This is a genomic window from Pricia antarctica (assembly GCF_900101815.1).
In the GTDB taxonomy this organism is placed as follows: Bacteria; Bacteroidota; Bacteroidia; order Flavobacteriales; family Flavobacteriaceae; genus Pricia; species Pricia antarctica.
Map to the genome: position 1 here is coordinate 71,709 of NZ_FNAO01000003.1, position 12,104 is coordinate 83,812.

Annotated in this window: 13 protein-coding genes; 11 read left to right on the forward strand and 2 right to left on the reverse strand. The window is 44.7% G+C overall.

Annotated features, from left to right (window positions below):
* Position 1 precedes the first annotated feature (1 nt).
* Positions 2-1,354, reverse strand: coding sequence for a Na(+)-translocating NADH-quinone reductase subunit A (locus tag BLT07_RS05545; protein ID WP_091866634.1), 1,353 nt, complete (start codon positions 1,352-1,354; stop codon positions 2-4).
* 174 nt (positions 1,355-1,528) lie between these two features.
* On the opposite strand from BLT07_RS05545, the gene BLT07_RS05550 reads away from it, so the two are divergent.
* The 5 genes from BLT07_RS05550 to BLT07_RS21550 all read left to right on the forward strand — a co-directional run bounded on the left by BLT07_RS05550 (position 1,529) and on the right by BLT07_RS21550 (position 6,520).
* Entirely contained in the window at positions 1,529-2,773 is a 1,245-nt protein-coding gene (locus BLT07_RS05550; RefSeq protein WP_091866636.1) for a type IX secretion system plug protein, read from the forward strand.
* A 545-nt stretch (positions 2,774-3,318) separates the two neighbouring features.
* The gene (gene apaG / locus BLT07_RS05560; protein WP_091866639.1) at positions 3,319-3,705 is read left to right on the forward strand and encodes a Co2+/Mg2+ efflux protein ApaG; all 387 of its coding nucleotides are present in this window, start codon (positions 3,319-3,321) and stop codon (positions 3,703-3,705) included.
* A 93-nt stretch (positions 3,706-3,798) separates the two neighbouring features.
* Positions 3,799-5,427, forward strand: a complete 1,629-nt coding sequence (gene pruA / locus BLT07_RS05565; protein WP_091866641.1) for an L-glutamate gamma-semialdehyde dehydrogenase — start codon at positions 3,799-3,801, stop codon at positions 5,425-5,427.
* Between the two features lie 195 nt (positions 5,428-5,622).
* A complete protein-coding gene (locus BLT07_RS05570; protein WP_091866642.1) occupies positions 5,623-6,135 on the forward strand; it encodes a DinB family protein in 513 nt (170 codons plus the stop codon).
* A 256-nt stretch (positions 6,136-6,391) separates the two neighbouring features.
* On the forward strand, positions 6,392-6,520 hold the full coding sequence (locus BLT07_RS21550; RefSeq protein WP_262503237.1) for a hypothetical protein: 129 nt from the start codon (positions 6,392-6,394) through the stop codon (positions 6,518-6,520).
* Positions 6,521-6,538: 18 nt separating this feature from the next.
* Here the strand turns inward: BLT07_RS21550 and rsmG are convergent, their stop codons facing one another.
* Positions 6,539-7,174 carry a 16S rRNA (guanine(527)-N(7))-methyltransferase RsmG gene (gene rsmG / locus BLT07_RS05575; protein WP_091867327.1) on the reverse strand — a complete coding sequence of 212 codons (636 nt, stop codon included), beginning with the start codon at positions 7,172-7,174 and terminating at the stop codon, positions 6,539-6,541.
* 127 nt (positions 7,175-7,301) lie between these two features.
* Between rsmG and BLT07_RS05580 the strand changes: the two genes are divergently transcribed.
* The 6 genes from BLT07_RS05580 to BLT07_RS05605 all read left to right on the forward strand — a co-directional run bounded on the left by BLT07_RS05580 (position 7,302) and on the right by BLT07_RS05605 (position 12,076).
* Positions 7,302-8,402, forward strand: coding sequence for a fatty acid desaturase family protein (locus BLT07_RS05580; RefSeq protein WP_091866644.1), 1,101 nt, complete (start codon positions 7,302-7,304; stop codon positions 8,400-8,402).
* Positions 8,403-8,448: 46 nt separating this feature from the next.
* Positions 8,449-9,633 carry a pyridoxal phosphate-dependent aminotransferase gene (locus tag BLT07_RS05585; protein ID WP_091866646.1) on the forward strand — a complete coding sequence of 395 codons (1,185 nt, stop codon included), beginning with the start codon at positions 8,449-8,451 and terminating at the stop codon, positions 9,631-9,633.
* A gap of 126 nt (positions 9,634-9,759) precedes the next feature.
* Positions 9,760-9,984: a hypothetical protein gene (locus BLT07_RS05590; RefSeq protein ID WP_091866648.1), complete on the forward strand. Its 225-nt coding sequence runs from the start codon at positions 9,760-9,762 to the stop codon at positions 9,982-9,984.
* Between the two features lie 60 nt (positions 9,985-10,044).
* Positions 10,045-10,503, forward strand: a complete 459-nt coding sequence (locus BLT07_RS05595) for a DUF1569 domain-containing protein (RefSeq protein WP_091866650.1) — start codon at positions 10,045-10,047, stop codon at positions 10,501-10,503.
* A 144-nt stretch (positions 10,504-10,647) separates the two neighbouring features.
* The gene (locus tag BLT07_RS05600) at positions 10,648-11,373 is read left to right on the forward strand and encodes an MIP/aquaporin family protein (protein WP_091866652.1); all 726 of its coding nucleotides are present in this window, start codon (positions 10,648-10,650) and stop codon (positions 11,371-11,373) included.
* Positions 11,374-11,428: 55 nt separating this feature from the next.
* A complete protein-coding gene (locus BLT07_RS05605) occupies positions 11,429-12,076 on the forward strand; it encodes a GDSL-type esterase/lipase family protein (RefSeq protein WP_091866654.1) in 648 nt (215 codons plus the stop codon).
* Positions 12,077-12,104 lie beyond the last annotated feature (28 nt).

Below are 12,104 nucleotides of genomic sequence, written 5' to 3' on the forward strand. Positions count from 1 at the left end.
TTTATCCTATTTCTTTTTGAAGCAAATCCAATCCATCCCTTATGATCTGTTGGTGGGGCTGTTTCGAAATGCAGACGAATTCAGTTAGCGAAAAATCTTCAGGGGCTACTTCATAGAGACCCAATTGTTCCATCTCGTCAAGATCCTTGACCATACAGGCTTTTAGCAGCTGCATGGGGAATATATCCATTGGAAAGACCTTTTCGTACATACCGGTAACTACGAAAGCCCGATGTTCTCCGTTCGTATTCGTGGTCAGATCATATTTTTTATTGGGCTGCAACCATGAAAAAGTCAGTGCCCTGGTAGCCGAAATCTTGTTGAAAACAGGTTTGTTCCATCCGAAGAACTCGTAATCGTCGCCTTCGGGAATACAACTTACCGTATTGTTATAATAGCCCAAATACCCATCTTGGTTTGATTTTGTACCCGTGAGTACATCCCCGTTGATGACCCTGAACCGCTCATCGTTCACACCGCTGGCGTAAAGAAAGGTGGATACCTCGGCACCGATCTTGGTGGTATAATATTGCGGTTTTTTGACGGATGACCCTACTAACGCAATCGTGCGCTGGGCATTGAATTTACCGGTCAACAACATTTCACCGATGATGACTAGGTCTTGTGGGGAAATCGTCCAGACCGTTTCCCCTTTATTGATGGGATCGATCTTATTTATCTGGGTACCGACCAAACCTGCCGGATGCGGACCGGTAACCTGGTGCAGTTCTATGCCCGAGAGGCCTGCCAACGGGGAACTGGAAGATTTTCCAACGGAAACATGCACCTTGCCTGCCGTAAGTTTCCCCAAAGCCGTAATAGCGGCCTGTAGTTCCTTTTCCTTTCCCTGCAAGACATAATCGGAATCTGCAGCCAAGGGGGCTGTCGCATACCCGGAAACGAATATGGCCTTCGGATTGTCATCGGGATCGGCAATCACGGAATACGGCCGCTGAATGATAAAAGGCCAACATCCTGTTTTGAGCAGATAGGCCTTAATATCGTCCTTAGATGCCTGTTCGACATCCATGATACTATTCGCTACCGTCTCCTGTTCTTTGTCCGCCAATATCCGTAGGCTTAGAATACGCCTTCTGGCCCCACGCTCGATTTCGACAAGCTCTCCGCTAACGGGGGATACGAACTTCATATCCTCTTTATTCTTATCGTAAAAAAGCGCCTCACCGGCTTTAACCTCGCCACCTTCCTTGAGCAACATTTTAGGGTTCAGCCCATGAAAATCGTTCAGATTTATGGCATATACATTACTGAGAACGGCTTTTGAAGTGTTTTGCTCAGCGGCACCGACAAGATTAATGTCCAGGCCCTTTGTGATCTTGATGTCTTTTGACATGTTGTAGTCGACCTTATGTTAAGGAATCCAAAGATTGGACTCCGTAAATTTCGGGTCAAAAATACTACTTAAAAGAAAGTTTTCATAATAATTGCCCATAAATTTAGGTCGTTTGCCGATCCGAATTCCATAGGAACACATTTTGTTTACCTTTACCCAAAAAATAGCGGAAAAATGCGCCGAAGCCTTCAACAGATTATAATTCTTCTTTTTGCAACCTCCTTATTTTCCCAGGTACAGCAAGAGGTAAATCCCCCAGAAAACATAAAGACCGTTATCTTCGGTGGACCGGCAGGAGAACAGTTTCCCGTCGTTATGCTCGGGGAGACTATCAGGCTCGAATTTGACGATACGCTGGCCAACGAGCAGGACTATTATTACAAAATTATACATTGCGATTATGACTGGTCGCCCTCGCAACTTTTGAAATCGCAATATCTTGATGGTATAGACAACCAACGCATCACCGATTACGAAAACAGTTACAATACCTTACAACCCTATTCGAATTATCGATTGACGATACCGAACGAAAATGTGAGCCTCAAGGTCAGCGGCAATTATGTGCTCGAAATCTATAACGACAATTATGAGCTCCAATTTTCGAGAAGGTTCGTGGTCTATACCGATGCCGTAAACGTGGGGGGAACGGTCAAACGCTCGCGGGACTTCAATTTTCTCAACGAAAAGCAGGTGGTGCAATTCACTATTAACCAGGGCAACTTTCAGCTCGTCAATCCGAAGAAAGAAGTAAAAGTGACCATTTTGCAGAACTATCAGTGGGAAACGGCCCTCTACAACATACCCCCACAATACACCTTGGGCGGCGAATTGGTCTACAAGTACGATAAGGAAACCAGTTTCTTCGGGGGCAACGAATACCTGAATTTCGACACCAGCGACCTGAGGGCACCGACCTCGCAGATATCGCGCATAGAAGTTGCCGATCTTTACGAGCACTACCTGTTTACCGATGGTTATCGCTTCGACAGGGAATACACCTATTACCCCGATATTAACGGCGATTTCGTGGTGCGCACCCTTCAGGGCGAAGACAATTCCCGGGAAGCCGAATACACTCAGGTACATTTTTCCCTGCCCTATGATGAGCTACTTGCTCTCGATGATGTCTACGTTTTCGGAAAGTTCAACAATTACGCCTTGACCGACGAAAATAAAATGACCTATACTAAGAACAATGGCCTAATGCAAGCCACTATTAAACTAAAACAGGGATTTTACAACTATAAATACGTGATCAAGCGCGAAGATGGGGTCATCGACCTCAACACGATTTGCGGTAATTTTCACTTTACCGAGAACACCTATCTGATCTTGGTGTATTATCGGAATTTCGGAGATATGTATGACAGTATTATCGGGGTGGGGTCGGCGAACTCCCAAGATATCAGTAATTAGGAAGACCAATGATCGATGTGGGTTGATGAGTATATCAACAACATCTCCGGTGTACTCAATTTGGATAAATACATGGAAAACCTTCCCGAAAAACCGGAAAAAGGCAGGTACCGTTTTAAATATCGAGGAACCGAATGCCTAAACTGCGGGCATTCATTGGATATCAGTGATAGCTATTGCCCTCTTTATTTGGTTGGTCTATGTCAGAAAAAGGTACAATTATACCGATCATTTGGTCTTTAGCTTTCACAATACGGCATTGTTGTTTATCTTGCTCATAATTAGTTATTTGATCGATTCCATTTTTGAGATAACCAGCAACTGGATTTTTCTGATACTATTCGGATTATATCTTTTTCAGGCCATACGAAATTTTTATGCTCAAGGGCTATTTAATACTAGTGTTAAATATATTTTTTTGAATACTATTTTTTTTATATTGGCTGTGCTCGCGACCTTGATATTGGTTACGGCCAACATTTTTACCTATTGATTTTGACTAAATTACCATTGAAATCGAATTTCACTTAGACCAAAACCATCCCATGACAACACAAGTTACCAAAGGCATTAAGATTTCCGTAAAGACCAGTTTTGAAGGCACCTTCTTCAAGAACTATAAAATGCATTTTGCCTTTGGCTATACCATTACCATAGAAAACCAGAGTAAAGATTCCGTGCAGCTTACCTCGCGGCACTGGAAAATCTACGATGCGCTCAACGCACTCGAGGTGCTCGACGGCGAGGGCGTTATCGGCAAGAAACCGGTGATCAAGCCCGGCGAATCGCATACCTATAATTCCGGCTGCCTTTTGGCATCACCTATCGGCGCCATGCGGGGCCACTATAATATGGTCAACTTTTCTACGACCGAGAAATTCCGTGTTTATATCCCTACGTTTAAATTTTCTGCACCTTTTGCCCTTAATTGATTATTGATCAGTAATCAGCTCCCCCTATTGAATTAACCATGAGTGTTTGTTACCTTCGCATCCTCACATACTAATTCTAAATTCAATAGCTCCATGGGAAAAGGATTCTTCCACGTACCAATCGCGATTAACGAACCTATAAAAAGTTACGCTCCCGGCTCTGCTGAGCGCGAAGACGTACTCAGGCAGTACCACGCTTATTTTAAGGGGAATGTAGATGTTCCCTTATATATAGGAAATAAAGAAATAAAAACGGGCAACACCAAACCGATGTCCCCGCCCCACGACCACAAGCACGTTGTGGGCCAGTACCACTTGGCAGAGAAAAAACATGTGGAGCAGGCCATCAAAAACGGATTAGAAGCTCGCGAAGCATGGGCTAACCTGGCTTGGGAACAACGCAGTGCCATTTTCTCGAAAGCTGCGGAACTGATCGCAGGTCCCTATCGCGACAAGATAAATGCAGCGACCATGATCGCGCAATCGAAAAATATTCATCAGGCGGAAATCGATGCCGCTTGTGAGACTATCGACTTTTTGCGGTTCAATGTGGAATATATGTCCCGGATTTACGACGATCAGCCCGATTCCGCAGAAGGTCTTTGGAACCGAGTGGAATATCGGCCCTTGGAAGGCTTTGTATACGCCATTACGCCCTTCAACTTTACCGCGATTGCCGCGAACCTACCCGCCAGCGCCGCCATGATGGGCAATGTGGTACTGTGGAAACCCAGCGACCACCAGATTTTTTCGGCCAAGGTCATTGTCGATGTCTTTAAGGAAGCCGGCCTGCCCGACGGTGTAATCAATGTGGTGTACGGCGATCCGGTTATGATTACGGATACGGCATTGGCGAGTCCTGATTTTGCGGGCATCCACTATACCGGATCGACAAGCGTCTTTAAGGGGCTTTGGAAGAAAATCGGTGATAATATCAATACCTATAAAACCTATCCACGGATTGTTGGTGAAACGGGTGGCAAAGATTTCATTATCGCACATCCAACGGCAAAACCACAACAGGTGGCTACGGCTATATCCCGAGGGGCTTTCGAGTTTCAGGGACAAAAATGTAGTGCGGCTTCGCGCGTGTACCTTCCGAAATCGACATCCAAAGAGATTCTGGAGCTTGTTAAAAAGGATATCGAATCGTTCAACAAACCCGGTTCTCCCGAAGATATGTCCAACTTTATCACGGCGGTCATCCACGAGGGCTCTTTCGATAAATTGGCCAAATATATCGATCAGGCGAAAAAAGATAAGAATGCGGAAGTTTTTGCGGGTGGCGAATATGACAAATCGAAGGGTTACTTTATCGAGCCCACGGTCATTGTAACCACCGATCCCCACTACACCACTATGGAAACCGAACTTTTCGGCCCCGTGGTGACGGTATATGTTTATGAGGATAAGGACTGGTCAAAAACCCTGAAATTGGTAGACGAGACCTCGCCCTATGCATTGACGGGAGCCGTGCTTTCGGGAGACCGCTACGCCATTGACGAAGCGACCAAGGCACTACAGAACTGCGCCGGTAATTTCTATATCAACGACAAGCCCACAGGTGCGGTCGTCGGGCAACAACCTTTCGGTGGTGCCAGGGCTTCGGGCACGAACGACAAGGCGGGATCGATGCAGAATCTATTGCGTTGGGTATCACCGCGATTGATCAAGGAAACCTTTGTGACCCCGGAAAATTATCGGTATCCGTTTTTGGGATAAAGCGGTTGCAAATTCCAAATTTTTAAACCTATCATTAGGAGGACCTAGGCCGGGCTCAGCATTCACAGAAGTCGCGATGCCAAATTCTAAAATTATAGGACAATAATTCGTTGATTTTTAATATCTTGTGCAAGAGTGTCTTCAATAAAGGCAATGATAACGAAAATTAACAACGAACAACTAAATTTTTAGAAAATGAAAAAAATTAGCTTATTACTCCTATTTGTGGGAACCGTCACGTGTTACGCCCAGGATGATTTGACCCAAAGTACGATTCAAGGCGTTCTTACACACAATCAAGAACAAGTGGTACAACTTGGGGAAGCCTTTTCGGAAGAACAGTATGATTGGCGACCTGCGGATGGCGTACGCTCCGTGGGGGAATCGCTCTTGCACGTGGCAGGGGGCAATTATTACCTGGCCTCGAAAATGGGATTTGCCCCACCGGAGGATGTAGATATGACGAGTTTGAATAAAATTACCGGAAAAGACGACATTTTGGCCGCCTTGAAAAAATCAAATACTTTCGTTCTTGAAAAAATCGCAATGGTCGAAAACGACCAATTGAACGAAGAGGTCGATTTTGGTTTTGCCAAAATGAACAAGCTAGCAGGTCTTTTGTCGATTATGGAACACAACGGCGAACACAAAGGCCAATTGATTGCCTATGCCCGATCGAACGGAGTTACGCCGCCTTGGAGTGAATAGAAAAATTCTAAACCAGCTTGTCGCCTGTCAGGTTACAAGTATCTCCCTGAAATTTGGGGCCAAAAAGTGACCTAAGTTTTACTGAATTACAAAAAGTCCTTATCGATAAACCGATAAGGACTTTTTTAATGCCGCTTGTCATCACAAACACGGCCCGTTTAATTCATTTCTTGTCATAGCACAATAATCAATGTAAATTTAACGTTAAGTAATCGTAAACTTTCAGTAACTTTAGGTCTACAATAAAAAAACTGTGATGAAAACAAATAAACTAAAGGTGAAAACCAAGAAAGTCAAAAAGTCCTTTTTAGAGAACATCCATTTGTTCCTAAAGAAGTACGCTGATAATTGCAGGTATTCGTTCGATGGGATGCTGAAGATTTAAGTAATCCTAACGAGTGGTCTATCCCTTGAATTTCATGGGCAGATATACCAATTTTTTGGTCTCGAAGAAATCCTCTTCAAAATAATCGGTCAGGTCAAAAATTTCGGCCGTTCTATATCCTTTTAATTCCTCCGCTAAATCACCTCCTTTCAGGTAAAGAATTCCATTTCTTCTCTCATGAAAGGATTCCTTTTTGATTTTCCCCTTGACCCAATGCACAAACGTGGGCATCGCCGCTACGGCCCTGCTCACTATAAAATCGAATTGTCCCTTTACAACCTCTACCCTATCATTGATGGTAGTTACATTTTCTAGGCCCAGTCCGGCCACGACCTCGTCGACCACTTTTATTTTTTTTCCGATGGAATCGACCAAGGTAAAGTGGACATCGGGATACAAAATGGCCAAGGGAACGCCCGGAAACCCACCTCCGGTACCTACATCCAATACGGATGCATCCGATTTAAACTGCTGAATTTTAGCGATTCCCAAAGAATGAAGCACATGGCGCAAGTACAGCTCGTCGATGTCCTTTCGTGAAACCACATTGATTTTTTGGTTCCAATCCTTGTACAAATCCTCAAGTTGTAAAAACTGCGTTTGCTGGATTTCCGATAAATTATGAAAATATTTAAATACTAAATTTGCGTTCATACGTATATTTGCATAGGGAAACCCGTTTAGAGTTCCGGACAAAATTACCATATTCACCGGCAAAAAAAGGAATTTCCGTACCTTAGGCTCATCATTTTTATCGATATTTACCAAAAGATTGCACACCATGGATCGAAAAACCATACGCTTTTCAAGAAAAGATTCCGCAAATTTTTTCAGGACGCTTAACAAGCGGGTTAACGATTATTTTAAGGACAACCAGATTAAAAAGACGGGAAACTGGCGGTTGCACGTAAAGACCGTGATTATGTTCGCCCTGTTCTTAACGCCCTATTTCCTGATCTTGACTTTGGGGCTTCCCAATTGGGCCAACCTTCTTTTGACGATTGTAATGGGCGTGGGCATGGCCGGTGTCGGCATGAATGTAATGCACGATGGCAACCATAATGCCTATTCGAACAAAAAATGGGTCAATAAACTGATGGGGAGCAGTATTTATATTTTGGCCGGAAACGTTTACAATTGGCAGGTACAGCACAATGTTCTGCATCATACCTACACCAACATCCACGAACATGACGAGGATATGGAAGCCGGTCGCATTCTGCGATTTTCGAAGCATACCGAGTGGAAGCGGCACCATAAATTCCAACATCTCTACTCCGTTTTTCTCTATGGATTACTGACCTTCAACTGGGCCATCACCACCGATTTTATGCAGATGTACCGGTATACGAAACGAAAATTGAGTTTTGGGAAATTTCCCAACCCTATCGTGAACTGGAGTACCATGGTGATTTCTAAATTACTGTATATCACCATTTGGATCGTACTTCCCTTAGTTTTCATCGATATTGCTTGGTGGAAAGTACTTTTAGGCTTCTTTATTATGCATTACGTGGCCGGTGTCATCTTGAGCGTCGTTTTTCAATTGGCCCATATCGTCGACGAAGCCGATACCCCCCTACCGGACGAAAGCGGAACCATGAAGAATACTTGGGCGATTCATCAATTGTTCACCACCGTTAATTTCGGTACCAAAAACCGTATCGTCAACTGGTTTACAGGGGGATTGAACCATCAGGTCGAGCACCATATCTTTCCCCACATTAGCCATGTACATTACACAAATATCTCTAAAATTGTGAAGGAAACGGCAAAGGAGTTCAATTTGCCCTATAACGAATACAAAACTACCCGAAAAGCTATAATTTCGCACTTTAAGCATTTGAGGGATTTGGGAAGGCCACCAGCGTTGCAGGTTTGATTGCCCAAGATTCGATTTATTACCCAATTTTAAATAGCACCACTACATGAACCAACATCTTTCGGATCGGATAAACAACATGTCCACTTCCGCTACTTTAGCTATGGCGGCCAAGACCCGGGAACTACGCAATGAAGGCAAGGATATTATCGGTCTTAGCCTTGGGGAGCCCGATTTCAACATTCCCGATTTTATAAAGGATGCGGCAAAGCAGGCCATAGACGACAACTACAGCAGCTATTCCCCCGTCGATGGATACGCCGATCTGAAAAAAGCCATCGCCAATAAATTCAAGCGTGATAATAATCTCGAATATGGATTGAACCAAATCGTTGTCTCTACCGGAGCGAAGCAATCCCTTGCCAACGTGGCAATGTGCATGTTAAACCAAGGTGACGAAGTGATTTTGCCCGCCCCCTACTGGGTCAGCTATAGTGATATCGTGAAACTAGCGGAAGGTACTCCCGTAGAAGTGCCGACCAGTATCGACACCGACTTTAAAATGACGCCCGAACAGCTCGAAGCGGCCATTACGCCCAAGACAAAAATGCTCTGGTTCAGCTCGCCCTGTAACCCCAGCGGTTCAGTGTACAGTTTAGCGGAGTTGGAAGGATTGGCGGAAGTACTGAGAAAACATCCCGGTATCTTTGTCGTATCGGACGAAATTTACGAACATATCAACTTTCGCGGTGGCCATGTCAGTATCGCTGGCATCGAAGGCATGTACGACCGCACCATCACGGTAAACGGCGTATCAAAAGCCTTCGCAATGACCGGATGGCGTATTGGCTATCTCGGTGCCGCCGCTTGGATCGCCAAGGCGTGTACCAAATTTCAGGGCCAAATGACCAGCGGTGCCAATGCTATTGCCCAACGTGCCACTATCACCGCTTTGGAAGCCCCTCTCAGCAAGATTCAATTCATGATCGACAAGTTCCACGAACGCCGGGATTTGATCCTAAAACTTTTGGGCGAAATCGAGGGCTTTAGCCTCAACGTTCCGGAAGGCGCGTTCTACGTCTTCCCCGAAATTTCATATTTCTTCGGAAAGACGTTAAACGGAGTGACTATCAACAACGCTTCTGACTTTGCCTTGTATCTATTGGAGCATGCTAATGTCGCTACCGTAACCGGTGAAGCCTTCGGAAATCCAAATTGCATTCGTATTTCGTATGCCGCTTCGGAAGATGAACTGAAGGAAGCCGTAAAGCGAATCAAGGAGGTCTTATAAACTTATTCAACATCCGCATAATAAAAAACCCGTCGCCATCGCAACGGGTTTTTTATTGGATAATTGTCATACGTATGTAGTCCAGACATATCTCAACTTTAGTATATTGCAGTATAAACGGTTCGTATGAAATTAAACTTAGTGTCTTGTGATGCTCTGAGACCAGATAGAAGGGCAATAGCCAAGTGTATTGCAGAAATTTCCTTTAACAGCGAGGAATCTTTGTCGAACGAACTCACCGATATCCTCTTGGAAGGAGACGCTATAGCTATTGAAGTGGAAGACAAAAACTCGGGTTCCGCTTTGAGAGCTTTGCGAAAACTAAGTATCGAATACGAAATTATAGAATGAAAACCACGATTTTACCCCTGTACATCCGCTACTAACTTATATCCACTAACCATCAAAATCATGACCTGGAAAAACCTTTTTAACGAAAAAGAGGCCAAAGAAACCATTGGCCGTATCAATGCCCTGACCCCGGAAACGCAGCCCCAATGGGGAAAAATGAACGTATCGGAAATGCTGGCTCACTGCAACGTCGCCTACGAACTGGTATATACGGACAAACATCCCAAGCCCAAAGGCCTTCAGAAATTTCTGGTCAAGCTTTTTGCGAAAAAAATAGTCGTTGGGCCAAAACCCTATAAAAAGAACCTCCGAACCGCCCCGGTGTTCCTAATTACCGATGAGAGAAATTTCGAAACCGAAAAAAAGCGCCTGATCGCACATATAGAAAAGACCCAAAAGTTAGGCCCGGCACATTTCAACAAAAAAGAGTCGCACGCCTTTGGCGCCTTGACCGACACGGAATGGAATACACTTTTCTCCAAGCATCTCGACCATCACTTGAAGCAATTTGGTGTTTAACCACTTCATCGTAGAATTTCTGAACCCGTCTATGCAATCAATTTATGGGTCGTACTCTTAGGTTCCGATGCTAACAAGCGGGAATATACCTCCATCATTTCCAAATTTTTCTTTATCTTTTACCCCGCCTAAACAACCGACTATATGACCGTATATATTTTTGAGTTTATCGGAACCGCCATGCTGATCCTTATCGGTAACGGTATCGTCGCCAACGTCGTGCTAAAAGGTACGAAAGGTGCAGATGCGGGCTGGACGGGAATCTCCCTCGCATGGGGCATTGCGGTATTTAGCGGAGTCTTTATAAGTGCCGATGTGAGCGGGGCCCATTTAAACCCTGCCGTGACCTTCGGTCTCGCTACCGCTGGAAAATTTGCCTGGGAACTCGTTCCCGGTTATATGGTAGCCCAGGTCTTGGGTGCAATGATGGGAAATCTTCTGGTTTGGCTGACCTATAAAAAGCAGTACGATGCCACGGAAGACCAAGGTGCCCTCTTGGCAACTTTTTCGACCGCTCCGGCTATTCGGAGTCCCTTTTGGAATTTGGTAACCGAGATTATCGGCACCTTTGCCTTGGTCTTCGGCGTGTTCTACATCGCCGGAGGAACCGTTTCCGACGAACCCATCAAACTGGGTGCCCTTGATGCCCTGCCAGTAGCGCTTTTGGTTATGGGCATCGGTTTCGGACTCGGCGGTCCTACCGGCTATGCCATCAACCCGGCACGAGATCTCGGACCCCGGATCATGCACGCCATCCTTCCTCTAAAGGGAAAAGGCAGCAGTGATTGGAGTTATGCTTGGGTACCTATTGTCGGCCCCTTAATCGGAGGAGCTTTGGCCGCACTGATGTATATGTGGATAGGAGTGTGAAAATTTATTTGCCCCCTGACAAATAAAAAGTAACTTGTACGGTCAAACCTTTCCCATGAAATTCATTGTATTTACCGTTCTCTGCCTGATAGTTTCCATTGCAAATGCCCAAGACCCAGTACCATTTAAGGGCGAGGTCGAAGACCTACAAAATAAATACGATACGGTTTTTGATGCATCCCAAGAAACTATAGTGTTTACAGGAAGTTCAAGCATCCGGATGTGGCGGGATGTTCAAGAGCGATTCCCTGAACACCAAGTCGTCAACACAGGCTTCGGGGGATCACAGGCTTCAGACCTATCCTTTTATATTTACGATTTAATATTGCGTTTCCATCCCAAAAAAGTATTCCTTTATGAAGGGGATAATGACATTTTTGCCAAAAAGAAACCTACCGCAATTATAGAAAAGATTCAAAATATTATCGAAGGTATCCATAGAAACGATTCCACTACACGAGTCGTGCTTATCGCCGCCAAGCCCAGTATCGCCCGATGGAAGTTGAAGGGAAAATACAAACGCCTTAACCGAAAAATGGCAAAACTTGCTGATGATACTCCGTCAGTGGCGTATGCCGACGTATGGGACCCCATGCTCGACGGCAACAAAGTAAAACAGGATATTTTTATCGAAGATGGACTACATATGAATGCGAAAGGCTATCAGATTTGGTATGACGTTCTCGAGCCTTTTGTGAATTGACCCACTAGAAATTAAATATATAATGTTA